The organism is Variovorax sp. GW460-12-1-14-LB1, from assembly GCF_059423605.1.
Genome location: NZ_JBWKYF010000034.1, coordinates 1 through 22,934, shown reverse-complemented (window position 1 = coordinate 22,934; position 22,934 = coordinate 1). Strand labels below are relative to the sequence as shown.

Genomic DNA, 22,934 nt, shown 5'->3' with positions numbered 1-22,934 from the left:
GCGGGGGAAGGTCGCGGCGTGATCAGCCTTCCAGGGCCTTCCACATGTCGATGTCGCGCTGGGCCGTCCACACGCGCGGGTCGGCGTGGCCCGAGGCCTCGTCGTAGGCGCGGCTCACGTCGAAGGGCATGCAGTGGTCGAAGATGACCCACTGCTGGTACTTGGGCTGCAGCTTCGCGTAGGTTTCCTTGTAGACCGCGTTCAGGTCGCGCCCGGCCTTCACGCCTTCCTGCACGCTGGCGTACACGTCGGAGATGAAGGCGCGCGTGCCGTTCAGGCCCTCGGCCACGGCTTCGGGCGTGGTCAGCGCGGCGCCGCGGCCCGGCACCAGGGCCAGGGGCTTCAGGGCGGCGATGTTGTCCAGCGTCTGCGGCCAGTCCTGGAAGTAGGCGTCGCCGGCGTACGGCGTGGCGCCGAACTCGACCAGGTCGCCCGACAGCAGCGCGCGCTCCTGGGGCAGCCAGACGACCGTGTCGCCCTTGGTGTGGCCGCGGCCCAGCTGCAGCAGTTGCACTTCGAGCTTGCCCAGCCACAGCGTCATCTTGCCGGTGAAGGTCATGGTGGGCCAGGTCAGGCCCGGGGGCACGGTCTCGACGTTCTGGAACAGGCGCGGGAAGCGGCCGATTTCGCTGGCCTTGTCTTCCTCGCCGCGCTCCACGATCAGGTCGCGCGTGTCCTGGCTGGCCAGGATGTGTTCGGCGCCGTAGCCCGCCGCGCCCAGCACGCGCACTGCGTGGTAGTGGGTGAGCACCACGTACTTGATGGGCTTGTCGGTCACTTCGCGGATGCGGCGCACCACGTCGGCGGCCATGGCGGGCGTGGCCTGGGTGTCGGCCACCAGCACGCAGTCGTCGCCGATGATGATCCCGGTGTTGGGGTCGCCCTCGGCCGTGTAGGCCCAGGCGTGCTCCGAGATCTGGCTGAAGGTGATCTTCTTTTCTTCCAGGTCGGCCTGGCTGGCGAATTTCTTGGCTTGGCTCATCGTGTGTCTCCGGTGGGGTGGTTTTGGGATTCGCCTGATTCGTTTAAGGCGAACGAGTTTGCAGATAACGAATGCGCGGAGTGTAAGCCCGAGATCAGTTCATGTCTAATGCCTTCTTCATGAACGAACAACCAGACGGCAAGGCGGCCATGGCAGCGACTGACACCGACCGCGCCCAGCGCGGCATCCAGAGCATCGAAGTCGGCGGGCAGCTGCTGCGCGCGCTGGTGCACCACGGCCGCCCGATGGCGCTCAAAGACCTTGCCCGCGAAGCGGACATGACGGCCGCCAAGGCCCACCCGTACATGGTGAGCTTCGGCCGGCTGGGCCTCATCGAGCAGGACCGCGCCAGCGGCCACTATCTGCTCGGCCCGCTGGCCTTGCAACTGGGGCTGATCAGCCTGCAGCAGGCCGACCCGGTGCACATCGCCACGCCGCTGATCGGCCAGCTCGCGCAGCAGATCGGCCACACCGTGGCGCTGGCCGTGTGGGGCGCGCGCGGCGCGACCATCGTGCGCACGGCCGAGTCGCCCTCGCCGGTGCACGTGAACATGCGCCACGGCACGGTGTTCTCGCTCACCAACACGGCCTCGGGCCGCGTCTTTGCCGCCTACCTCGACCCGGCGGTGGTGCGCGCGCAGCTCGAGGACGAGCGCCAGCGCCAGAAGCAGCGCAAGGGCGCCGCCGAGCCCGCGCCGCCGGCCGGCATGCCGCCGGTGCAGCCGCTGCCCTCGTGGAGCGACTTCGAACGCCAGTGCCAGGAAGTGCGCGACCACGGCATCAGCCGCTCCGACGGCGAGGTGATCGAGGGCGTGAGCGCCATGGCCGCGCCCGTGTTCGACCACACCGGCGCCATCGTGCTGGCCGTGACCGCCATCGGCCCGGCCGGCATCTTCCACACCGCCTGGGACGGCGAGATCGCGCGCGCGCTCAAGGCCTGCGCGGGCACGGTGTCGCAGCGCCTGGGGGCGAGCGCCACCGGCGCCGTGGTTCCCTCCGTCTCCGATCGATGACCCTGTTTTCTTCCGCCTTGTCTTCTTTCTCTTCTTCCGACGACCTCGCGCTGCGCATCGACCGCACCGTGGCGCTGCTGCGCGGTGCGCGGCGCATCGTGGTCTTCTCGGGCGCGGGCTTGTCCAAGGCCTCGGGCATCCCGACCTACCGCGACGCCGACGGCCTGTGGATGAGCCAGAACGCGCTCAAGTTCTCGCATGCCGACGACCTCGCGCGCGACCCGGGCGGCTTCACGAAGTTCTGGGCCCAGCGCCTGGCGCTGATCGAGACCGCGTCGCCCAACCCCGGACATCTCGCGCTCGCGCAACTGCAGCGGCTGCGCCCTGCGACCCGGCTCATCACGCAGAACGTCGACGGCCTGCTCGGCAAGGCCGGCGGGCAGGACGTGCTGGAGTTGCACGGCTCGCTGCGCCGCTGGCGCTGCGACCACTGCGGCAACCGCAGCGGCCCGTGGCCCTTTCACCGCTGCCTGCGCTGCGGCTCGCACGCGCGGCCCGACGTGGTCATGTTCGGCGAGATGCTGAACGCCGGCGTGCTGCTCGACGCGCAGGTGGCGGCGCAGGAGTCCGACCTGTTCCTGGTGGTCGGCAGCACCACCATCGTCTACCCGGCGGCCGAGCTGCCCAAGCTGGCGATGGCGCGCGGTGCGCGGCTGGTCACGCTGAACATCGAGCCATTGCCGCATCTGGACGATGCGGCGGCGGTGGTGTTGCGGGGGGCGTCGGAAGACCTGCTGCCGAAGTTGGTTGCCGGCATGGCCGGCGACTGAAGCGCTAGCCGGCCCGCATCTTCTCGCGCAGCACGCGCCAGCGCGCGAGGCTCTCGGCGGGCCAGTAGTCCTTGCGGTCGTAATACTCGTGCACCGCCGGCGCGCTAGGCGGCAGCACCACCCACGGCTGCTTGGACATCGTGAAGATGTGCAGGTCCGGCGGCAACCGGTCGGGCGTGTCGAGCGTGCCCACGCGGATGAAGCTCACGGCGTCGCCGGCGCCTGCGTAGTGGCTCCACAGCGCGACGTGGCAGGCGGGGCAGCGCGCGTATTTCTGGCCGCGCCCGCTGGCCGAGGGCGTGAGCACCAGATCGACCGCGCCCTGCAGCACCTGCACATGCTCGGGTTCGATGAGCGCATTGAGCGCGAAGGACGAGCCCGTCTCGCGCTGGCACCAGCGGCAGTGGCAGCAGTGCACGAAGAGCGGTGGGGCGTTCAGGCGGTAGCGCACCTGCCGGCAGGTGCAGCCGCCTTCCAGCGGCACGAAGGCGTCGGCCATGGCGGTGGTCGACGGGCGCTCAGCCCTTCTTGCCACCCAGCAGCACCAGCGCGCCGCCCACCACGATCGCCGCCACGCCGGCCCAGGCCGGGATGTTGATGGTCTGTTTTTCCTTCACCGAGAACTCCAGCGGACCCAGCTTGGCCTGGTGGGTTTCCTTGGTGAAGCTGAAGCCGCCCAGGCCGAGCCCGGCGATGCCGGCCACGACCAGCAGGATGCCGACGATGCGCGTTGCGTTCATGGGACGGATCTCCTCAGGGTTGGTTGGAATGAAAAGCCGTTCAGCGCCGTGGCGCCGCCGCACGCGGCTGCGGCGGCTCCTGCTGCTGCAGCTGGTCGACCCATTGCACGACCTCGGCCATGGCCGCGTCGCTCGCCGCGATGAGCGCCTTCACGCCGCCGGGCGCGTCGGCGCTGGCGGCGGGACGGCGCACGGTGAAGGTCCGCTGGCCCATCACGCGGTCGCCGCCGGTGGCGGTGCGGACCAGCGTGGCGCGCAGGCGCACCAGGCCCGTGCTGCTGGCGGGCGCGTCGAAGTAGTGGCTGAACTCGTCGAGCGAAATGCGCAGCGTGTCGGGCACGATGCCCTCGGTGCGCGCGAGCGTTGCGCTTTCTTCGGGGCCGAGCACGGTGCGGCGCTCGGCCAGCGTGTCGCGCAGCCGCTGGCGCAGCAGTTGCGCGGGCGGCAGGCTCCAGCGCGACTGGCCGTAGGGGCGCAGTTCATTGGCGTCGGCGTAGCCCAGGCGGTACAGGATCTGCGTGCCGTCCAGGCGCGTGTTGCTGTCGAACTCCGCGAGGGACAGCGCCGGCAGCGCGGTGGCCGGCGCGGAAGCGGTGGCAGGTGCAGCGGCCGAAAGGCCGGGGCCGAAGTCGTACAGCGTGGCGCGCGCCGGCTTGTCGGGCAGCATGCCGCAGCCGGCGACCAGCAGCGCACAGCCGAGGCTGGCGAGGGCTGGGAGGGTGTTCTTCATGCGCATGGTTGGTCTGCTCCCGGTCAGTGGCGTGCGGCGGGTGCAACGAAGCCGGGCTCGCCTGGGCCCGCGGCCGCGCCGCCGTTGCCGAACAGCAGCGATTGCGGGTTGTCGTTGATGCTGTCGGCCGCGCGGCCCAGGCGGCGCACCGCGTGGGCGGTGTCGTCGGCCACGCGGTTCACGCGCGGCAGGGTGGCGGCGTTGAACGAGTCGACCGCCTGCGCCAGCGCCTTGGTGCCCTCGCTCAGGCGCTCGACCGGGCCGTCGGGTGCGTTGAGCCGGCCCACGGTGGAGTTGAAGTTGTTGGCCACGCGCGAGACGTCGCCGGCGGCTTTCTTCACCGTCGACAGCGTCTCGGGCATGGCGGCCAGGGTCGGGTTCAGGCCGGTCTTGACGGTGTTGTCGAGCTGCTTGAGCAGCGTGTTGGCGCTGGCCGAGGCGGCCGCGATGTTTTCCAGCGCGTCGGCCACGCGCTTCTGGTTGGCATCGGCCAGCAGCGCGTTGGCGCGCTTGGTCACTTCTTCCACCTGGTCGATGATTTCCTCGCCGCGGTCCTGCAGCTTCGCGAGCATCGAGGGCTTGAGCGGAATGCGCGGCGGGTTGTCGTTGTTCGGCTTGAGCGCGACGGTCGATTCGCCCTCGTCGTCCAGCGCGATGAAGGCCAGGCCGGTCACGCCCTGGTAGCTCAGCGTGGCGAAGCTGGAGGTGGTGAGCGGCACGCGCTCGTCGACCGTGATGCGCACGCGCACGTTGCCCTTGGTCTTGGGGTCGAAGTCGATCGAGGTCACCTTGCCGACCGAGATGCCGCGGTAGCGCACCTGGGCCTGCGGCTGCAGGCCGCTCACGGCGTCGCGGGTGGAGAGTTCGTAGACGTTGCGCACGGTGTTGTCGCGCGTGAACCAGACCACCAGCGCGACGAGCGCGGCGATCAGGCCGAGCACGAAGGCGCCGGCGGCGAGGGCATGGGCCTTGTTTTCCATGAGGGGACCTACCTTTCTTCAGCGCGCGCGGCCTCGGGCTGCGGCGCGGGTGGTGCTTTGCCGGCGGCGGGCTTGTCGTGCAGCGCCTCCAGGGCGCGCTGGCCGCGCCCGCCGAGAAAGTATTCGTGGATGAAGGGATGCGGATAGGCGATGACTTCGCGCGCCGTGCCGCTCACGATCACCTTCTGGTCGGCCAGCACCGCGATGCGGGTGCTCAGGTCGAACAGGGTGTCCAGGTCGTGCGTGACCATCACGACCGTCAGGCCCAGCTCGCGGTGCAGGCCGCGCAGCAGGTCGCAGAAACTGTCGGAGGCTTCGGGGTCGAGGCCGGCCGTGGGCTCGTCGAGCAGCAGCAGCGGCGGGTCCATGATGAGCGCGCGCGCGAGCGCCACGCGCTTGATCATGCCGCCCGACAGGTCCGACGGGCTCTTGTTCGCATGCTGCGGCTCCAGCCCCACCATCTGCAGCTTCACGAGCGCGGCGTTGCGGATCAGCTCGTCGGGCAGGAGTTTGAGTTCGCGCAGCGGAAAGGCGATGTTCTCCAGCACGCTGAAGGCCGAGAACAGCGCGCCATGCTGGAACAGCATGCCCACGTTGGCCGCGCCGGCTGCGCTGAGTTCGCCCGGCGCCCGGCCCAGCACCTCGACCGCGCCCTTCGTGGGTTTCTGCAGCCCGAGGATCTGCCGCAGCAGCACCGTCTTGCCGGTGCCCGAGCCGCCGACCAGCGACAGCACCTCGCCGCGGTCGAGGTGCAGGTCGAGGTCGCGGTGCACCACCTGTTCGCCATCGGGGCTCTTGAACACGGTCCAGAGCTTGCGGATGTCGACCACGGTGCTCGACGGGGATGTCGCGGCGGCGTTCATCCGCGGAATCCTATGCCCTTGAAGAGCACTGCGAAGAGCGCGTCGACCAGGATCACCGCGGTGATCGAGGTCACGACCGACGACGTGGTGCCGCGCCCCAGGCTCTCGGTGTTGGGCTTGACCTTCATGCCGAAGTAGCAGCCGATCAGCGCGATCAGCACGCCGAACACCGCCGACTTGGCCAGGGCCAGCCAGAGGTTGGAGATGGGCACCGCGCGCGGCAAGGCCGACAGGAAATACGACGGCGAAATGCCCAGCGCCGCATCGGCCGCGAGCATGCCGCCGGCCAGCGCCGCCATCGAGGTCCACAGGCTGATCAGCGGCATTGCGATGGCCAGCGCCAGCACGCGCGGCATCACGAGACGGAAGCCGTGCGGGATGCCCATCACGCGCATCGCGTCGAGCTCCTCGGTGACGCGCATCACGCCGATCTGCGCCGTGATCGCCGAGCCCGAGCGGCCCGCGATCAGCACGGCGGCCAGCACCGGCCCGAGCTCGCGGATCAGCGACAGCCCGAGGATGTTCACCACGAAGGCCTCGGCGCCGTAGTTGCGCAGCTGCTGCGAGATCAGGTAGGCCAGCACCACGCCGATCAAGAGGCCGACCAGCGCCGTGATGTGCAGCGCCGTGGCGCCGAACTGATAGAGGTGGCCCGAGAAGTCGCGCCACGGCGCGCGGTGCGGCGCGCGCGCCAGCGTGCACAGGTCGAGCGCGAGCTGGCCGATGAGGCCGACGAAGTCGCGCAGCACGACCATCGCGCGCGGGCCGTGGTGGGCCAGTGCGTGCAGCCGGTCGCTCAGCGATTTGGGCGGCTCGTCGGGCGTGGCCACCGTGAACTTCGCCACCTGGTCGAGCACCGCCTGGTGCTGCGGCGACAGCTCGATCGTGGCCGGCCAAGCCTGGCGCCAGTGTTCCCACAGCAGCTGGGCGCCGATGTGGTCGAGCTGGCCGATGGGGCGCAGGTCCCAGGCCCGGTCGTCCGCGGGCGGCAGCGCCGCGAGGTCCCTGGCCAACGCCTCCCAGGCCGGGCGCGTCGACATCGCCAGCGTGGTCCAGCAACCGCTGGCCACGGCCCAGGTGCGGCCGTCCACGTCCTGCGTCTGCGCGCGCGGCGGCGCGAAGGCGTCGTCGGTGGCGGGGGCGTCAGCGGGCGACGGGGTGGGCGACATGGGCAAAGGTGCGGGACAAAACGTAAACAAAGGTCCAAGCGAGAGCGCGCATCGTAACCGCGTGCATCCGGGGCTTGTGTGCGTCTGGCCCTTCGTTTGCGTAGGGCCAGACGCCGTTTTTTTCAGCCAATCTTCAGCTCCAGGCCCGGGCCAGCGCATCCCAGGCGCTGGCGATCACGGGCTCGTCGCGCCGCGCGGCCAGCGAGACGAAACGCAGCGCGCAATCCAGCCGCACGCGGTCGGCCAGCACGAGGCCGTGGGCCTGGCTTTCGCGGATGGCGATCGAGTCGCGCACCAGGCTCAGGCCCACGCCCGACTTCAGCAGGTCGAGCATCGAGGCTTCCTGGTCGACCAGCGCCACGCGCCGGGGTGCCAGGCCGAGCGGGCCGAACACACGTTCCAGCAAACGGTGGTGCGCCGACTCGGGCGGCGTGGCGAGCCAGGGCAGGGCGGCCAGCGCCTTCCAGTCGCGGCCCAGCACCTGCGGGCCCCAGCCGGCCGGTGCGACCACGCGGTAGCTGAAGCGGGTGAGCGTGCGCACCGCCAGCGGCGCCGGCGCGGCGGCGTCGGATTCATCGCCCGGGTCGAGGTGAAAGCCCACGTCGAGCTCGCCGCGCAGCACCTGCGCCAGCACGCTGCCGCTCATGCCGTGGCGCAGTTCGGTCTCGATCTGCGGCGCGGCCTCGACCAGTTCGCGCAGGAACACGCCCAGCCGCGTGAACTCGGGGTCGAGGATGGTGCCGATGCGCAGCGCACCGCGCACCGTGACCTGCAGGTTGCGCGCGGCCTGCTGCAGGTCGCCCACGGCCGCCAGCACGCGCTCGGCCTGCGGCAGCATGGCCGCGCCGTCGGCCGTGAGCGCCAGCCCGTGCGGCGTGCGGGTGAACAGCACCAGCCCGGTTTCTTCCGCGAAACGCTTGAGCTGCAGGCTCACCGCAGGCTGCGTCAGGTGCAGCTTCTCGGCGGCGCGCGAGACGTTGCCCTCGCGCCCCGCCAGGATGAAGGCGCGCAGAATCTGGAGGTCCATCGATGACGTGGTCATATAAGACTGATTTATAGCGCCATCGACGCGAATTCATTGGCTTTCTCTTCGTGGATTGGGCCAAATTGCCTTCAGGAGACCCGCACATGTCCATCAGCACCCGAAATATCGATCACCACATCGCCGGCGCCCCCGTCGCCAACACCTCCGGCCGCACGCAGGATGTGACCAACCCCGCCACCGGTGCCGTCACCGGCAAGGTCGGCCTGGCCGACGCCGCGCAGGTGGGGGCCGCCGTGGCCGCCGCGCAGGCCGCGTTCCCGGCCTGGGCCGACACGCCGCCGATCCGCCGGGCGCGCGTGATGTTCAAGTTCCTGGAGCTGCTCAACCAGCACAAGGACGAGCTCGCCCACCTCATCACCGCCGAGCACGGCAAGGTCTTCACCGACGCGCAGGGCGAGGTGAGCCGCGGCATCGACATCGTCGAGTTCGCCTGCGGCATTCCGCAGCTGCTCAAGGGCGACTTCACCGACCAGGTGAGCACCGGCATCGACAACTGGACCTTGCGCCAGCCGCTGGGCGTGGTCGCGGGCATCACGCCCTTCAACTTTCCGGTGATGGTGCCGATGTGGATGTTCCCGGTGGCCATTGCCGCGGGCAACACCTTCGTGCTCAAGCCCAGCCCGACCGACCCGAGCCCGTCGCTGCTGATGGCCGAGCTGCTCAAGAAGGCCGGCCTGCCCGACGGCGTGTTCAACGTGGTGCAGGGCGACAAGGCCGCGGTCGACGCGCTGCTGGAGCACCCCGACGTCAAGGCGATCAGCTTCGTGGGCTCCACGCCCATCGCCAACTACATCTACGAAACCGGCGCGCGCCACGGCAAGCGCGTGCAGGCCCTGGGCGGCGCGAAGAACCACATGGTCGTCATGCCCGACGCCGACATCGACCAGGCCGTGGACGCCCTCATCGGCGCCGGCTACGGCTCGGCCGGCGAGCGCTGCATGGCGATCAGCGTCGCGGTGCTGGTGGGCGACGTGGCCGACCGGCTGCTGCCCAAGCTCATCGAGCGCACGAAGACGCTGAAGGTACTCGATGGCGAGAACCTCGCGGCCGAGATGGGCCCGATCGTCACGCGCGCCGCGCACGAGCGCATCACCGGCTACATCGCGCAGGGCGAGAAGGAAGGCGCGAAGCTGCTGGTCGACGGCCGCAGCTTCGACGGCAACAAGGCTGGCGAAGGCTGCGGCGATGGCTTCTGGATGGGCGGCACGCTGTTCGACCACGTCACGCCCGAGATGCGCATCTACAAGGAAGAGATCTTCGGCCCCGTGCTGGGCTGCCTGCGCGTCGCGACCTTCAAGGAAGCCGTCGACCTCATCAACGCCCACGAGTTCGGCAACGGCGTGAGCTGCTTCACGCGCGACGGCAACGTGGCGCGCGAGTTCGGCCGCCGCATCCAGGTCGGCATGGTCGGCATCAACGTGCCGATCCCGGTGCCGATGGCCTGGCATGGTTTCGGTGGCTGGAAGAAGAGCCTGTTCGGCGACATGCACGCGTATGGCGAAGAGGGCGTGCGTTTCTATACGAAGCAGAAGTCGATCATGCAGCGCTGGCCGGAGAGCATCGGCAAGGGCGCGGAATTCGTGATGCCCACCGCGAAGTAAAAAGGGGCGCCGCACGCGCGGCGCTGCTTCCATTCGAAGAACAACGAGAGACAAAAAGCCAGCCGCCATGAGCGACACCACCTTCGACTACATCATCATCGGCGCCGGCACCGCCGGCTCGCTCATCGCCAACCGCCTGAGCGCAGACAAGACCAAGCGCGTGCTGCTCATCGAGGCCGGCCGCAAGGACGACTACCACTGGATCCACATTCCGGTGGGCTACCTGTACTGCATCGGCAACCCGCGCACCGACTGGCTCTACAACACCGAGCCCGACGCGGGCCTCAACGGCCGCACGCTGCGCTATCCGCGCGGCAAGACGCTGGGCGGCTGCTCGAGCATCAACGGCATGATCTACATGCGCGGCCAGTCGCGCGACTACGAGCACTGGGCTGAACTCACGGGCGACGAGGGCTGGCGCTGGGAAAACGTGCTGCCGGCCTTTCGCAAGCACGAAGACTTCTACCTCGGCGCCGACGAGATGCACGGCGCGGGCGGCGAGTGGCGTGTCGAGAAACAGCGGCTGCGCTGGGACATCCTCGACGCCTTTGCCGATGCGGCCGTGCAGGCCGGCGTGCCGCACACCGCCGACTTCAACCGCGGCAGCAACGAAGGCGTGGGCTACTTCCAGGTCAATCAGAAGAACGGCTGGCGCTGGAACACCGCCAAGGCCTTCCTGCGGCCCACCTGCTACGGCCGCCCCAACTTCGAACTGTGGACCGGCGCGCAGGTGTCGCGCCTGCTGTTCGAGACGCTGCCCGACGGCACCAAGCGCTGCACCGGGGCGCAGGTGTGGGACGGCTCCGAGATGACCACCGCGCATGCCGAGTGCGAGGTGATCCTGAGCGCGGGCGCCATCGGCTCGCCGCAGATCCTGCAGCTGTCGGGCGTCGGTCCGGCCGAGCTGCTGCGCCAGCACGGCATCGACGTGGCGCTGGACGCGCCCGGCGTCGGCGCCAACCTGCAGGACCACCTGCAGATCCGCGCGGTCTACAAGATCGAGGGCGCGCCCACGCTCAACGTGCTGGCCTCGTCGCTGGTCGGCAAGGCGAAGATCGGCCTCGAATACCTGCTCAAGCGCAGCGGCCCGATGAGCATGGCGCCGTCGCAGCTCGGCGCGTTCACGCGCAGCTCGCCCGACCGCGCGTGGCCCAACATCCAGTACCACGTGCAGCCGCTGTCGCTCGACGCCTTCGGCGAGCCGCTGCACAGCTTCCCTGCCTTCACCGCGAGCGTGTGCAACCTGAACCCGACGAGCCGGGGCTCGGTGCGCATCAAGAGCGCGCGTTTCGAAGACGCGCCCGCCATCGCGCCCAACTACCTGAGCACCGAGGAAGACCGCAAGGTCGCGGCCGATTCGCTGCGCGTGACGCGCCGCATCGCGCAGCAGCCCGCGCTCGCGAAGTACAAGCCGCAGGAGTGGAAGCCCGGCGTGCAGTACCAGACCGACGAAGACCTCGCGCGGCTGGCCGGCGACATCGCCACCACCATCTTCCACCCGGTCGGCACCACCAAGATGGGCGCCGACGGCGACCCGATGGCGGTGCTCGATGCGCGCCTGCGCGTGCGCGGGGTGCACGGCCTGCGCGTGGTCGATGCGGGCGCGATGCCCACCATCACGAGCGGCAACACCAACAGCCCGACGCTGATGATGGCGGAGAAGGCGGCGGGCTGGATCCTGGAAGACAACCGCAACCGCTGAGCCGGCTCAGCGGCGCGGCTTGGCGCCGCGCTGGGTGTCCGCCGCCAGGCGCGCCTTCGCGCCTTCGAGCATGAGGTCCACGCCGACCTCGAACATCGCGTCGAGGCCGGCCTTGCGGTAGCTGGCGAAGGCCTCGGCCAGCAGCGGGCGCGAGGCCGCGGCGGCATCGAGCGCCTGCTGCCGAACTTCCGCATCGGGCGGTGCCGCCTGCTCCTCCAGCCCACGGCGCAGGGCTGGCCGGCGCCGTGCGCTATCTGCTGTGCCTGCCGGTGATGCTGCGCAGGTCGCCTGCGGCGGGTGGCTAACTGTCGAAGAACGCCAGCTTGCGTGCCCGCGGCAGCGCCTTGAGCGCGATCTCCGCCCGCAGCGCGGCGCCCTTGTCGGGGTACTGGCGCGCCGCCAGCACGCGCTGCGGTGGACGCGCGCGCGTGAACTTGGCGCCCAGCCCGAAGACATGCTGGAAGAAGCGCTGCTCCACGTCGAGCGCGATGCCCGCGTAGTACACGCCGCCTTCGCATTCCAGCAGGTAGAGCCAATAGGGTGGGGGCGGCGAGGGATCGGGCGGTTTTCGGGGCACGCGCGCATTGTGCGGGCAGGCGCTTATCGTGCGTCGAACGAAGGTGTCACCACGAAGTTCATTCGCAAAACGCACCAAGTCCTTCCAATTTTTCGCTAGGCAAGGGCGCGGGTTTCGCACATATTGGCCCGTTCCTGCTGTCGCATTTCTTCTTCTGTCCTTCCTTCTCCCTGGAGCGTCCATGCCAGAAGCCCAGACCCCCGTGTCCCTTCCCGCCGAGGTCGACCAACTGCTGCATCGCCTGGGCGTGCCCCGCACCGCCCACACCCGCGGCGAGCTCACGGTGCGCTCGCCGGTCAGCGGCGAGGTGATCGCGCAGGTGCCGCAGACCACGGCCGTGGAAGCCACCGGCGCCATCGGCCGCGCGCACGAGGCCTTCAAGGCCTGGCGCCTGGTGCCGGCGCCGCGTCGCGGCGAGCTGGTGCGCCTGCTGGGCGAAGAGCTGCGTGCCGCCAAGCGCGACCTGGGCCGCCTCGTCACGCTGGAGGCCGGCAAGATCCCGTCCGAGGGCGCGGGCGAGGTGCAGGAAATGATCGACATCTGCGACTTCGCGGTCGGCCTCTCGCGCCAGCTCTACGGCCTCACGCTGGCCACCGAACGCGCCGAGCACCGGATGATGGAAACCTGGCATCCGCTGGGCGTGTGCGGCGTGATCTCGGCCTTCAACTTTCCCGTGGCCGTGTGGTCGTGGAACGCGGCGCTCGCGCTGGTGTGCGGCGATCCGGTGGTGTGGAAGCCGTCCGAGAAGACGCCGCTCACCGCGCTGGCCGTGCACGCCATCGCGCAACGCGCCATCGAACGCTTCGGCGACGCGCCCGAAGGCCTGCTCGGCCTGCTGCTGGGGCCGCGCGACATCGGCGAGGTGCTGGTCGACGATTCCCGCGTGCCGATCCTCTCGGCCACCGGCTCCACGGCGATGGGCCGGCAGGTCGGCCCGAAGCTGGCGGCGCGCTTCGCCCGCGCGATCCTCGAACTGGGCGGGAACAACGCCGCCATCGTCACGCCCTCGGCCGACCTCGATCTCACGCTGCGCGGCATCGCCTTCGCAGCGATGGGCACGGCGGGCCAGCGCTGCACCACGCTGCGGCGCCTGTTCGTGCACGAGAGCGTGTACGACCAGCTGGTGCCAAAGCTCGTGAAGGTCTACGGCAACGTGCAGGTGGGCGACCCGCGCGAGGCCGGCACGCTGGTCGGTCCGCTGATCGACCGCGCGGCCTTCGACGGCATGCAGAAGGCCCTGAACGAAAGCCGCGAGACCGGCGCCACGGTGCACGGCGGCCAGCGCGTCGAGGGCATCGGCACGCAGGACGCGTTCTATGTGCGCCCCGCGCTGGTGGAGCTGACGTCGCACGCCGGGCCGGTGCTGCGCGAGACCTTTGCGCCCATCCTCTACGTGGTGAGCTACAGCTCGCTCGACGAAGCCATCGAATGGCACAACGCGGTGGGCGCGGGCCTGTCGTCGTCGATCTTCACGCTCAATGTGCGCGAGGCCGAGCGCTTCATGTCCAGCGCCGGTTCCGACTGCGGCATCGCCAACGTCAACATCGGCCCGAGCGGCGCCGAGATCGGCGGCGCCTTCGGTGGCGAGAAGGAAACCGGCGGCGGGCGCGAAGCGGGCTCGGACAGCTGGAAGGCCTACATGCGCCGCGCGACCAACACCATCAACTACTCGACGGCATTGCCCTTGGCTCAAGGCGTGACCTTCGATATCGGCGACTGAACAACCCCGGCCCGTGGTGCCTGCCGCGCGGCATTTCGCCGCAGCGGCCAGGCAGCGGCCGTACCTATCCCCCCAGAAAAACCACCAGGAGACAGCAAAGATGAAGATGCAACTGAAGACCCTCGCCACCGCCGCGCTGCTTGCGCTCGCCTTCGGCACCACCGCCACCGCGCAGCAGGCGCCCACGGGCGGCACGCTCGACAAGATCAAGACCAGCGGCAAGGTCGTGCTCGGCGTGCGCGAAGCTTCGCCGCCCATGGCCTACATGCTGGGCGCGGGCGAGAAGTACGTGGGCTACCACGTCGAGCTCTGTGAGCGCGTGCTGAAGGACATCACGCCCAACGCCAAGCTCGAATACATGGCCGTGACCGCGCAGAACACCATCCCGCTGGTGCAGAACGGCACGCTGGACATCGGCTGCGGCCCCACCACCAACAACACCGCGCGCCAGCAGCAGGTGGCCTTCGCGCTCACCACGTACGTGAGCGAGGTGCGCATGGCGACCAAGGTCGACTCGGGCATCACCACGCTCGACCAGCTCGCAGGCCGCAACGTGTCGGCCTCGACCGGCACCACCGCCGTGCAGCTGCTGCGCAAGCGCGAGCGCGCACAGAACGTCTCGTACAACACGATGCTCGGCAAGGACCACCTGGAAAGCTTCCTGCTCATGGAGTCGGGCCGCGCCGATGCCTTCGTGCTCGACGACAACCTGCTCGCCGGGATCATCGCGAACTCGAAGAACCCCACGGCCTACCGCATCACCGGCGAGGCGCTGGGCTCCGAGCCGATCGCGCTGCTGTTCCGCAAGGACGACCCGGCCTTCAAGGCGGCGGTGGACGATTCGCTGCGCAAGCTCATGAAGAGCGGCGAGCTCGAGAAGATCTACACCAAGTGGTTCGTGGCCGCGATCCCGCCGAAGAACACCAGCCTCAACCTGCCGATGAGCCCTGCGCTCAAGCAGCTCGTGCTCGAACCCAACGACAAGCCGCTGGAGGCCTACGCGAAGTGACAGACGCCGCCGTGTTCTCGCCGGCGCAACGCGTGCGCGCCATCCACGTCTCGGAGATCCTGCGCATCACCGACCACGCGCAGGCGCTCAAGCGCGCCGGCCGCCCGGTGATCGTGCTGGGCGCGGGCGAGCCCGACTTCGACACGCCCGAGAACATCCGGCATGCGGCCTTGCAGGCCATTGCGCGCGGCGACACGCGCTACACGGTGCTCGACGGCAGCCCGGCGATGAAGGCGGCCGTGCAGCTGAAGTTCAAGCGCGACAACGCGCTGGACTTCGCACTTGACGAGATCAGCGTGAGCGCGGGCGCCAAGCAGGTGATCTTCAATGCACTGATGGCGAGCCTGAACCCGGGCGACGAAGTGATCCTGCCTGCGCCGTACTGGACCTCGTACGCGGACATCGTGCAGATCTGCGGCGGCGTGCCGGTGTCGGTGGCGTGCGGCGAGGAGAACGGCTTTCGCCTGACCGCGACGCAGCTGCAGGCGGTCATCACGCCGCGCACGCGCTGGCTGTTTCTCAACTCGCCATCGAACCCGAGCGGCGCGGCCTACAGCGCGGCGCAGCTGAAGCCGATCACCGACGTGCTGCTCGATCACCCCCACGTCTGGGTGCTGGCGGACGACATCTACGAACACATCCTTTACGACGGCCTCGCGTTCGCAACGCCGGTGGCCGTGGAGCCGCGGCTGCGCGAACGCACGTTGACGGTGAACGGTGTGTCAAAGGCCTACGCGATGACCGGCTGGCGCGTCGGCTACGGCGCCGGGCCGCGCGCGTTGATCGCGGCCATGGCCGTGGTGCAGAGCCAGTCGACCTCGTGCCCGTCGTCCGTGAGCCAGGCCGCGGCGATCGAGGCGCTCACCGGCCCGCAGGGCATCGTGGCCGAGCGCTGCGCATCCTTTCAACAGCGCCGCGATGTCGTCGTGGCCGCGCTCAACCGCACGCCAAGCCTGCATTGCCGCGTGCCCGAGGGCGCCTTCTACACCTTCGCAAGTTGCGCCGGCGTGCTCGGCAAGCGCACGGCCAGCGGCGCGCTGCTGCAGACCGACAGCGACTTCTGCCGCTACCTGCTGCAGGATTTCGAGGTGGCGGTGGTGCCGGGCAGCGTCTTCGGGCTCGCACCGTATTTCCGCATCTCGTATGCGACGTCGATGGCGCAACTCGAAGAGGCGTGCGCGCGCATCGCCGCCGCCTGCGCCGCGCTCTCCTGACCTCTCCTCTTCATTCCACTGGAACCCTCATGACTTCCTCCCGCACCGGCGGCCAGATCCTGGTCGACCAGCTCATCACCCATGGCGTCCAGCAGCTCTTCTGCGTGCCCGGCGAAAGCTTCCTGGCCGTGCTCGACGCGCTGCACGACGCATCGATCGACGTGACGGTGTGTCGGCAGGAAGGCGGCGCGACGATGATGGCCGAGGCGCAGGGCAAGCTCACGGGCCAGCCCGGCATCTGCTTCGTCACGCGCGGCCCCGGCGCCACCAATGCGGCGGCGGGCGTGCACATCGCGCACCAGGACTCGACGCCGCTGCTGCTGTTCGTCGGCCAGGTCGCGCGCGATGCGATGGGCCGCGAAGCCTTCCAGGAGCTGGACTACAGCGCGGTCTTCGGCACGATGGCCAAGTGGGTGGTGCAGATCGACGACCCGGCGCGCGTGCCCGAACTGGTGTCGCGCGCCTTCCATGTCGCGACCTCGGGTCGGCCCGGCCCAGTGGTGATCGCGCTGCCCGAAGACATGCTCACCGAAGCCGCCGTGGTGGCCGATGCGCTGCCGTATGCCGTCACCGAAACGCATCCGGGCGCAGCGCAGATCGCCGAGCTGCAGCAGCGCCTGTCGCAGGCGCAGCGGCCCGTCGTCATCCTGGGCGGCAGCCGCTGGTCCGAAGCCGCGACGCAGCAGTTCGCGCAGTTCGCCGAGGCGTATTTGCTGCCCGTGTACTGCTCGTTCCGTCGCCAGATGCTGATGTCCGCCGAGCACCCCTGCTACGCGGGCGACCTGGGGCTCGGCGCCAACCCGCGCATGCTGGCGCGCATCCGCGATGCGGACCTCGTGCTGCTGGTCGGCGGGCGCTTGTCGGAAGTGCCGTCGCAAGGCTATGAGCTGTTCGCGATCCCGCAGCCGAAGCAGGCGCTGGTGCACGTGCACGCCGATGCCGACGAGCTCGGCAAGCTCTACCGCCCGACACAGGGCATCCACGCCACGCCGCAGGCGTTCGCCGAAGCGGTGTCCGCATTGCGTCCGGCGTCACCGCCCGTGTGGCAGGCCGAGACGAAGACGGCGCGCGAAGACTTCCTGCGCTGGAGCGACCCGGCCGCGATCCGCATTCCCGGCCCGCTGCAGATGGGCGAGGTCATGCAGCACCTGCGCGAGGTGCTGCCGGCCGACACCATCTTCTGCAACGGCGCGGGCAACTTCGCGACCTGGGTGCATCGCTTCTGGCCGTTCCGCGCGTTCGCGAGCCAGCTCGCGCCGACCAGCGGTTCGATGGGTTACGGCCTGCCGGCCGGCGTCGGCGCCAAGCGCCTGTGGCCCGAGCGCGAGGTGGTCGTGTTCGCGGGCGACGGCGATTTCATGATGCACGGCCAGGAGTTCGCCACTGCCGTGCAATACGGTCTGCCGATCCTCGTGGTGCTGCTGGACAACGGCATGTACGGCACGATCCGCATGCACCAGGAAAAGCACTACCCCGGCCGCATCAGCGCCACGCAGCTGAAGAACCCCGACTTCCGCGGCTACGCCGAGGTGTTCGGCGGGCACGGCGAGCGCGTGACCACGACGGAAGAATTCGGCCCCGCACTGGCGCGTGCGCGCGCCAGCGGCAAGCCGGCGATCCTGCATTGCCTGCTGGACCCGGAGGCGATCACGCCCGCGAGCACGCTGGAATCGATCCGCAAGGCGGCGCTGGCGGCGAACTGAGGCGTCGTCAGCGCAGCCCGCCGACGTAGCGCGGCGGCGGCGTGGGCGGCAGGCCGTCGGGCTGGCGCGCCGCCAGGCGCGCGGCGCGGGCCAGCGGTTCCATGGCCTGCTCCAGCCGCGTGGCGAGCTGGTCGAGTTCGTCGTCCTTGGTCTCGGCGGCGTGCTGGCGCGTCATGCGCACGATCTCGGCGGCGTACTCGGCGTTGGTGGCCATCCATTCGGTGTCGGTCACGCGCCCGTGCTTTCGCCGCAGTGCCACGTGAAGGCGTGCTGCAAGCGCGATGCGTTCGCTTTCGGACATGGATGGCATGGCGTCTCCCTCGGGTGGTCAGGCTCCCAGGTGTTCACGATGCTGAGCAAGATCAAGGCCCACCAGTTCGCTCTCGGGGTCGACGCGCAATCCGACCAGCACATGCACCAGGAACAGCACGATGGCCGTGCCCGCCGCGCTGTAGATCGCCACGCTGGCGACCGCGATCGCCTGTGTCAGCACATTGCCCGCCGCGCCCGAGATGCGCGGGTCGGCGAACACGCCGGTGAGCAGCGCGCCCACGATGCCGCCGATGCCGTGCACGCCGAACACGTCGAGCGAGTCGTCCGCACCGAGCAGGTGCTTCAGGCCCGTGGCGCCCCAGTAGCAGGCCAGCCCGGCGATGGCGCCGATGGCCAGCGCCGACAGCGGCGTGACGAAGCCGGCCGCCGGCGTGATCGCCACCAGCCCGGCCACGAGGCCGGAGCACAGGCCCAAGAGCGAGGGGCTGCGGCGCACGATCCATTCGCCGACCATCCAACTCATGGCGCCGGCCGCCGCCGCGATGTGCGTCACCAGCATGGCCAGGCCCGCCCGCCCGTCGGCCGCCACCGCCGAGCCCGCATTGAAGCCGAACCAGCCCACCCACAGCAGGCCCGCGCCCGTCATGGTGAGCGCCAGGCTGTAGGGCTCGAAGGCCTCGCGCCCGTAGCCCCGGCGCGGCCCGAGCGCATAGGCGCACACCAGCCCCGCGATGCCCGCGTTGACGTGCACCACCGAGCCGCCCGCGAAGTCGAGCGCGCCCATCTGCGCGAGCCAGCCGCCCGGCTCCCACACCCAGTGCGCGACCGGTGCGTACACGAGCACGCTCCACAGCAGCGCGAACCACAGCAGCGCCGAGAAGCGCATGCGCTCGACAAAAGCGCCGAGCACCAGCGCGGTGGTGATGATCGCGAAGCTCAGCTGGAACATGGCGTAGACCGATTCCGGCACGTTCGGCGCCACGTGGCTCACGGCCACCTGGCCGGCCTCCTTCAGGTACTCGAAACCTGAAAAACCGATGCGCGAGAGCTTGCCCAGCCAGGGCCAGCCGGGGGTGAAGGCCAGCGAGTAGCCGAGCGCGAACCAGGTCAGCGAGACCACCGCGGCGATCGCCACCACCCCGGCCATGGTGGCCAGCACGTTCTTGCGTCGCACCATGCCGGCATAGAAGAGCGCGATGCCGGGCAGCGTCATCAGCAGCACCAGCGCGGTCGAGGTCATCATCCAGGCGGTGTCGGCCGCGTTCAGGGAGGCTTGGGGTGCCAGCAGGGCCATGACCGTTTCTTCTTGGAGTGGTGGACAAGAGGCCTGTGTGCACGAGTCATGCCATCTTGTTAACTGACTGAAACACTTTGGTTTCCCAACCGGAGGGTCGAAGTAACACGAAGCGGGTAATTCCTAATGCACCGGGGGGGTGCGCGCTTGCACAATCTGCGCACTCGCGACGGGCCCTGCTCGTACTGCCGAGGGTCCGAGGAGACAAGCTTCCGATCGATCAACAAGAACATTCTTCAAAGGCTCCGTACGAGATGCCTGTCTGATATTTGAAAAGCGCCGCTGGTCGGCGCTTTTTTTTGCCTGTTCGCGGCGCGGACGCGGGCGCTTTCCTCCAAGCCAAACAAGCCTCCTGGCCAGCCGGTACCGGCCACCACAGCTATCGTTTCGATAGCGATTCCGGTGAGACAATCGCCCGCATGGAAATGCTGGTGGTCACGGGCGCCTCACTGCTCGCGGGTTTTATCGATGCGATCGTGGGCGGCGGCGGGTTGATCCTGGTGCCGGCCCTTTTTGCGGTGTTCCCGGGCGCGCCGCCGGCCACGCTGCTGGGCACCAACAAGAGCGCGTCGATCTGGGGCACCGCGGCCTCGGCGGCCCAGTTCAGCCAGCGCGTGCAGATGCGCTGGAGCGCCATGTGGCCGGCCGCGCTGCTGGGTTTCGGCGGCTCGATGCTCGGCGCCTGGACCGTCACGGTCTTTCCGGGCGACTTCCTGCGCCGGGCGCTGCCGGTCATCCTGCTGGGCGTGCTGATCTACACGCTGGCGCGCAAGGACATGGGCCGGCTGCACGCGCCGCGCTTCAGCGGCCGTGCCGAGACGCTGGCGGCCAGCACCATCGGCCTGACCATCGGTTTCTACGACGGCTTCTTCGGGCCGGGCACGGGCAGCTTCCTGGTGTTCCTGTTCGTGCGCTGGATGGGCTACGACTTCCTCAACGCCTCGGCCTCGGCCAAGGTCATCAACACCCTGACCAACGCCGCCGCGCTGATCCTGCTGGCCGCCAAGGGCCACGTCTGGTGGCACTACGGGCTGGTGATGGCCGTGGCCAACGTGGCCGGCAGCCTGGTCGGTACGCGCGTGGCGCTGAAGCACGGGGCGGGTTTCGTGCGGATCGTGTTCATCGTGGTGGTGAGTGCGTTGATCCTGAAGACGGCCTACGACGCGTTCCTGAAATAAAAAAGCCCCTGGAGCAACAGGCTCGCCCCCAGTCTTCGCGCACTTCGTGTCGCTTCGCCAACCCCCTACCGGGGGCAACACCAGCGGCCCGGCAAAGCCGGTTCCGCGGTGTTCCTGGAAGGAGCCTCCAGCTCAATCCTCAACGAAGGCTTCTTCGCGCTTCGCTTTGATCGCGGGCAACAGCACGATGGCCAGCAGCAAGGCTGCAGCGATCAGCAGGCCCGCCGACAGCGGCCGCGTGACGAACACGCTCCACGCACCGCGCGACAGCAGCAGCGCGCGCCGCAGGTTCTCTTCCATCATCGGCCCGAGGATGAAGCCCAGCAGCAGCGGGGCCGGCTCGGTGCGCAGCTTCAGGAACAGGTAGCCGATGAAGCCGAAGATCGCGACCATCCACACGTCGAAGGTGTTGTTGTTGGTCGAGTACACGCCGATCGCGCAGAACAGCACGATGGCGGGGAACAGGAACTTGTAAGGCACCGTCAGCAGCTTGATCCACATGCCGATCAGCGGCAGGTTCAGGATGATCAGCATCGCGTTGCCGATCCACATCGAGGCGATCAGGCCCCAGAAGAGCTCGGGGTTGCTGGTCATCACCTGCGGGCCCGGCTGGATGTTGTGGATCGTCATCGCGCCCACCATCAGCGCCATCACGGCGTTGGGCGGGATGCCCAGCGTCAGCAGCGGAATGAAGGAGGTCTGCGCGCCGGCGTTGTTGGCCGACTCGGGCGAGGCCACGCCGCGGATGTTGCCCTTGCCGAAGGGCACTTCGCCCGGGCGCATCTTGATCTTCTTCTCCAGCGCATAGGCCGCGAAGGCCGCCAGCAGCGCACCGCCGCCGGGCAGGATGCCCAGGGCCGAGCCCAGCGCCGTGCCGCGCAGCACGGCGGGCGTCATGCGCTTGAAGTCCTCCTTGGTGGGCCACAGGCCCTTCACCTTGTGCGTGAACACCTCGCGCTCGTCATCGGGCTGCGAGAGGTTGCCGATGATTTCGCCGTAGCCGAACACGCCCATGGCGATCACCACGAAGCCGATGCCGTCGGTGAGCTCTGGGATGTCGAAGCTGAAGCGCGCGACGCCCGAATTCACGTCGGTGCCCACGATGCCCAGCAGCAGGCCCAGCACGATCATCGCCACCGCCTTGAGCAGCGAGCCCGAGGCCAGCACGACCGCGCCGATCAGGCCCAGCACCATCAGCGAGAAGTACTCGGCCGGGCCGAACTTGAAGGCCAGCTCGGTCAGCGGCGGCGCGAAGGCGGCCAGGATCAAGGTGCCGACGCAGCCCGCGAAGAACGAGCCCAGGCCGGCCGCGGCCAGTGCGGGGCCTGCGCGGCCCTGCCTTGCCATCTGGTAGCCGTCGATGCAGGTGACCACCGAGGACGACTCCCCGGGCAGGTTCACCAGGATGGCCGTGGTCGAGCCGCCGTACTGGGCGCCGTAGTAGATGCCGGCCAGCATGATCAGCGCCGACACGGGCGGCAGCGCGTAGGTGGCGGGCAGCAGCATCGCGATCGTCGCGACCGGGCCGATGCCCGGCAGCACGCCGATCAGCGTGCCCAGGATGCAGCCGACCAGGCAGTACAGCAGGTTGGTGAGGGTGAAGGCGACGCCGAAGCCGGTCGCCAGGTTGTGGAACAGTTCCATGGCGGTGTGCTCCTCAACCCGAAATGAACGTGGGCCAGACCTGGATCTGCAGCTTGAGCGCCCAGATGAAGGCCACATAGCTGCCGGCTGCCAGGATGGTCGCCAGCACCAGCACGTCGCGCAGCTTGAAGTGCTCGCCGGCCATGCTCGAGATGATGGTCAGCGCGTAGATCGCGATGATCATGCCCATCGCCGGCAGCCCGACGCTGGGCAGGCCGCCCAGCAGCACGCCGAAGGCCAGGTTGGCGCCGAGCACGAAGGCCAGCGGCTTCCAGGCCCATTTGCCGATCTTGTCGCCGTCGGCGCTCTCGACCACCATGGCCTGGAACACGATCAGCGCGCCCAGCAGCGCCAGCAGGATGCCCAGCATCAGCGGGAAGTACCCCGGCCCCATGCGGGCGCCGTCGCCGATGGTGTAGGTGGTGGCACCGATGGCGAACGCGCCACCGACGGCGGCGAACATGACTCCTGAGAAGAAGTCCGCCTGTCTCTTGATTTGCATTGTCTCGACCCTCTGTTTTCGAAGGGACGAGGGTCGTCGCCAGCGGCTGACCGTCGGCTGACCAGCGCGGTACGGACAAATGCTTACAGGGAAAGTACGGGACTGGCTCTCCCCCAGGCTTCGCGCACTTCGTGTCGCTGCGCCAACCCCCTTCCGGGGGCAACACCAACGGCCCGGCGAAGCCGGTTCCGTGGTGTTCCACGAAGGGGCGGGAGTGAGGGGGAG

The 22,934-nt window shown here is 69.2% G+C and carries 22 protein-coding genes; 9 read left to right on the top strand and 13 right to left on the bottom strand.

The window, feature by feature from the left end; genetic code table 11:
* Positions 1-22: 22 nt before the first annotated feature.
* Positions 23-982, bottom strand: coding sequence for an MBL fold metallo-hydrolase (locus AC07Y4_RS18170; protein ID WP_062472733.1), 960 nt, complete (start codon positions 980-982; stop codon positions 23-25).
* A gap of 149 nt (positions 983-1,131) precedes the next feature.
* Between AC07Y4_RS18170 and AC07Y4_RS18165 the strand changes: the two genes are divergently transcribed.
* Together AC07Y4_RS18165 and AC07Y4_RS18160 are read left to right on the top strand one after the other, a co-directional pair.
* Positions 1,132-1,995, top strand: a complete 864-nt coding sequence (locus tag AC07Y4_RS18165; protein WP_062472735.1) for an IclR family transcriptional regulator — start codon at positions 1,132-1,134, stop codon at positions 1,993-1,995.
* Positions 1,992-2,765: an SIR2 family NAD-dependent protein deacylase gene (locus tag AC07Y4_RS18160; RefSeq protein WP_487848834.1), complete on the top strand. Its 774-nt coding sequence runs from the start codon at positions 1,992-1,994 to the stop codon at positions 2,763-2,765. The genes AC07Y4_RS18165 and AC07Y4_RS18160 overlap by 4 nt, the downstream gene beginning before the upstream one ends.
* A gap of 4 nt (positions 2,766-2,769) precedes the next feature.
* Here AC07Y4_RS18160 and AC07Y4_RS18155 read toward each other — a convergent pair whose 3' ends face one another.
* From AC07Y4_RS18155 to AC07Y4_RS18125, 7 genes are all read right to left on the bottom strand, one after another.
* Positions 2,770-3,264, bottom strand: coding sequence for a GFA family protein (locus AC07Y4_RS18155; protein WP_487848833.1), 495 nt, complete (start codon positions 3,262-3,264; stop codon positions 2,770-2,772).
* A 19-nt stretch (positions 3,265-3,283) separates the two neighbouring features.
* The gene (locus AC07Y4_RS18150) at positions 3,284-3,505 is read right to left on the bottom strand and encodes a hypothetical protein (protein ID WP_070063477.1); all 222 of its coding nucleotides are present in this window, start codon (positions 3,503-3,505) and stop codon (positions 3,284-3,286) included.
* A gap of 40 nt (positions 3,506-3,545) precedes the next feature.
* A complete protein-coding gene (locus AC07Y4_RS18145; protein WP_487848832.1) occupies positions 3,546-4,235 on the bottom strand; it encodes an ABC-type transport auxiliary lipoprotein family protein in 690 nt (229 codons plus the stop codon).
* Between the two features lie 23 nt (positions 4,236-4,258).
* Positions 4,259-5,215 (bottom strand): MlaD family protein, encoded by a 957-nt coding sequence (locus tag AC07Y4_RS18140; RefSeq protein WP_369630928.1) that lies wholly within the window; start codon positions 5,213-5,215, stop codon positions 4,259-4,261.
* Between the two features lie 8 nt (positions 5,216-5,223).
* Complete coding sequence (locus AC07Y4_RS18135; RefSeq protein ID WP_095743233.1) at positions 5,224-6,078, bottom strand: ABC transporter ATP-binding protein; 855 nt, start codon at positions 6,076-6,078, stop codon at positions 5,224-5,226.
* Positions 6,075-7,247, bottom strand: a complete 1,173-nt coding sequence (locus AC07Y4_RS18130; protein ID WP_139703979.1) for an MlaE family ABC transporter permease — start codon at positions 7,245-7,247, stop codon at positions 6,075-6,077. Before AC07Y4_RS18130 ends, AC07Y4_RS18135 begins: the two co-directional genes overlap by 4 nt.
* Before the next feature lie 133 nt (positions 7,248-7,380).
* Entirely contained in the window at positions 7,381-8,289 is a 909-nt protein-coding gene (locus AC07Y4_RS18125) for a LysR family transcriptional regulator (RefSeq protein ID WP_495274882.1), read from the bottom strand.
* 86 nt (positions 8,290-8,375) lie between these two features.
* Between AC07Y4_RS18125 and AC07Y4_RS18120 the strand changes: the two genes are divergently transcribed.
* Complete coding sequence (locus AC07Y4_RS18120; RefSeq protein WP_487848830.1) at positions 8,376-9,893, top strand: CoA-acylating methylmalonate-semialdehyde dehydrogenase; 1,518 nt, start codon at positions 8,376-8,378, stop codon at positions 9,891-9,893.
* Between the two features lie 67 nt (positions 9,894-9,960).
* Complete coding sequence (locus AC07Y4_RS18115) at positions 9,961-11,595, top strand: GMC family oxidoreductase (RefSeq protein ID WP_062472757.1); 1,635 nt, start codon at positions 9,961-9,963, stop codon at positions 11,593-11,595.
* Between the two features lie 301 nt (positions 11,596-11,896).
* On the opposite strand, the gene AC07Y4_RS18110 is transcribed toward AC07Y4_RS18115, so the two are convergent.
* Positions 11,897-12,172, bottom strand: coding sequence for a GIY-YIG nuclease family protein (locus AC07Y4_RS18110; protein ID WP_062472759.1), 276 nt, complete (start codon positions 12,170-12,172; stop codon positions 11,897-11,899).
* 181 nt (positions 12,173-12,353) lie between these two features.
* On the opposite strand from AC07Y4_RS18110, the gene amaB reads away from it, so the two are divergent.
* The 4 genes from amaB (at position 12,354) to AC07Y4_RS18090 (ending at position 17,818) form a co-directional block, all read left to right on the top strand.
* Positions 12,354-13,892, top strand: a complete 1,539-nt coding sequence (gene amaB, locus AC07Y4_RS18105; protein WP_495274881.1) for an L-piperidine-6-carboxylate dehydrogenase — start codon at positions 12,354-12,356, stop codon at positions 13,890-13,892.
* A 100-nt stretch (positions 13,893-13,992) separates the two neighbouring features.
* A complete protein-coding gene (locus AC07Y4_RS18100) occupies positions 13,993-14,901 on the top strand; it encodes an amino acid ABC transporter substrate-binding protein (protein WP_487848828.1) in 909 nt (302 codons plus the stop codon).
* On the top strand, positions 14,898-16,115 hold the full coding sequence (locus AC07Y4_RS18095; RefSeq protein WP_487848827.1) for a pyridoxal phosphate-dependent aminotransferase: 1,218 nt from the start codon (positions 14,898-14,900) through the stop codon (positions 16,113-16,115). Before AC07Y4_RS18100 ends, AC07Y4_RS18095 begins: the two co-directional genes overlap by 4 nt.
* Before the next feature lie 29 nt (positions 16,116-16,144).
* A complete protein-coding gene (locus tag AC07Y4_RS18090; RefSeq protein WP_487848826.1) occupies positions 16,145-17,818 on the top strand; it encodes a thiamine pyrophosphate-binding protein in 1,674 nt (557 codons plus the stop codon).
* Between the two features lie 7 nt (positions 17,819-17,825).
* On the opposite strand, the gene AC07Y4_RS18085 is transcribed toward AC07Y4_RS18090, so the two are convergent.
* Both AC07Y4_RS18085 and AC07Y4_RS18080 read right to left on the bottom strand, forming a co-directional pair.
* On the bottom strand, positions 17,826-18,128 hold the full coding sequence (locus AC07Y4_RS18085) for a hypothetical protein (RefSeq protein ID WP_082818034.1): 303 nt from the start codon (positions 18,126-18,128) through the stop codon (positions 17,826-17,828).
* A gap of 18 nt (positions 18,129-18,146) precedes the next feature.
* Complete coding sequence (locus tag AC07Y4_RS18080; RefSeq protein ID WP_307589442.1) at positions 18,147-19,385, bottom strand: ammonium transporter; 1,239 nt, start codon at positions 19,383-19,385, stop codon at positions 18,147-18,149.
* Between the two features lie 419 nt (positions 19,386-19,804).
* Between AC07Y4_RS18080 and AC07Y4_RS18075 the strand changes: the two genes are divergently transcribed.
* The gene (locus AC07Y4_RS18075; protein WP_487848825.1) at positions 19,805-20,563 is read left to right on the top strand and encodes a sulfite exporter TauE/SafE family protein; all 759 of its coding nucleotides are present in this window, start codon (positions 19,805-19,807) and stop codon (positions 20,561-20,563) included.
* A gap of 132 nt (positions 20,564-20,695) precedes the next feature.
* Here AC07Y4_RS18075 and AC07Y4_RS18070 read toward each other — a convergent pair whose 3' ends face one another.
* Positions 20,696-22,207, bottom strand: coding sequence for a tripartite tricarboxylate transporter permease (locus tag AC07Y4_RS18070; protein ID WP_487848824.1), 1,512 nt, complete (start codon positions 22,205-22,207; stop codon positions 20,696-20,698).
* A 13-nt stretch (positions 22,208-22,220) separates the two neighbouring features.
* Complete coding sequence (locus tag AC07Y4_RS18065) at positions 22,221-22,709, bottom strand: tripartite tricarboxylate transporter TctB family protein (protein ID WP_487848823.1); 489 nt, start codon at positions 22,707-22,709, stop codon at positions 22,221-22,223.
* Positions 22,710-22,934: the final 225 nt, after the last annotated feature.

What these genes read in the sequence shown, in the direction of transcription:
- AC07Y4_RS18170 (WP_062472733.1), bottom strand. Translation starts at nt 982, where the DNA reads ATGAGCCAAGCCAAGAAATTCGCCAGCCAGGCCGACCTGGAAGAAAAG.
- AC07Y4_RS18165 (WP_062472735.1), top strand. Translation starts at nt 1,132, where the DNA reads ATGGCAGCGACTGACACCGACCGCGCCCAGCGCGGCATCCAGAGCATC.
- AC07Y4_RS18160 (WP_487848834.1), top strand. Translation starts at nt 1,992, where the DNA reads ATGACCCTGTTTTCTTCCGCCTTGTCTTCTTTCTCTTCTTCCGACGAC.
- AC07Y4_RS18155 (WP_487848833.1), bottom strand. Translation starts at nt 3,264, where the DNA reads ATGGCCGACGCCTTCGTGCCGCTGGAAGGCGGCTGCACCTGCCGGCAG.
- AC07Y4_RS18150 (WP_070063477.1), bottom strand. Translation starts at nt 3,505, where the DNA reads ATGAACGCAACGCGCATCGTCGGCATCCTGCTGGTCGTGGCCGGCATC.
- AC07Y4_RS18145 (WP_487848832.1), bottom strand. Translation starts at nt 4,235, where the DNA reads ATGAAGAACACCCTCCCAGCCCTCGCCAGCCTCGGCTGTGCGCTGCTG.
- AC07Y4_RS18140 (WP_369630928.1), bottom strand. Translation starts at nt 5,215, where the DNA reads ATGGAAAACAAGGCCCATGCCCTCGCCGCCGGCGCCTTCGTGCTCGGC.
- AC07Y4_RS18135 (WP_095743233.1), bottom strand. Translation starts at nt 6,078, where the DNA reads ATGAACGCCGCCGCGACATCCCCGTCGAGCACCGTGGTCGACATCCGC.
- AC07Y4_RS18130 (WP_139703979.1), bottom strand. Translation starts at nt 7,247, where the DNA reads ATGTCGCCCACCCCGTCGCCCGCTGACGCCCCCGCCACCGACGACGCC.
- AC07Y4_RS18125 (WP_495274882.1), bottom strand. Translation starts at nt 8,289, where the DNA reads ATGACCACGTCATCGATGGACCTCCAGATTCTGCGCGCCTTCATCCTG.
- AC07Y4_RS18120 (WP_487848830.1), top strand. Translation starts at nt 8,376, where the DNA reads ATGTCCATCAGCACCCGAAATATCGATCACCACATCGCCGGCGCCCCC.
- AC07Y4_RS18115 (WP_062472757.1), top strand. Translation starts at nt 9,961, where the DNA reads ATGAGCGACACCACCTTCGACTACATCATCATCGGCGCCGGCACCGCC.
- amaB (WP_495274881.1), top strand. Translation starts at nt 12,354, where the DNA reads ATGCCAGAAGCCCAGACCCCCGTGTCCCTTCCCGCCGAGGTCGACCAA.
- AC07Y4_RS18100 (WP_487848828.1), top strand. Translation starts at nt 13,993, where the DNA reads ATGAAGATGCAACTGAAGACCCTCGCCACCGCCGCGCTGCTTGCGCTC.
- AC07Y4_RS18090 (WP_487848826.1), top strand. Translation starts at nt 16,145, where the DNA reads ATGACTTCCTCCCGCACCGGCGGCCAGATCCTGGTCGACCAGCTCATC.
- AC07Y4_RS18085 (WP_082818034.1), bottom strand. Translation starts at nt 18,128, where the DNA reads ATGCCATCCATGTCCGAAAGCGAACGCATCGCGCTTGCAGCACGCCTT.
- AC07Y4_RS18080 (WP_307589442.1), bottom strand. Translation starts at nt 19,385, where the DNA reads ATGGCCCTGCTGGCACCCCAAGCCTCCCTGAACGCGGCCGACACCGCC.
- AC07Y4_RS18075 (WP_487848825.1), top strand. Translation starts at nt 19,805, where the DNA reads ATGGAAATGCTGGTGGTCACGGGCGCCTCACTGCTCGCGGGTTTTATC.
- AC07Y4_RS18070 (WP_487848824.1), bottom strand. Translation starts at nt 22,207, where the DNA reads ATGGAACTGTTCCACAACCTGGCGACCGGCTTCGGCGTCGCCTTCACC.
- AC07Y4_RS18065 (WP_487848823.1), bottom strand. Translation starts at nt 22,709, where the DNA reads ATGCAAATCAAGAGACAGGCGGACTTCTTCTCAGGAGTCATGTTCGCC.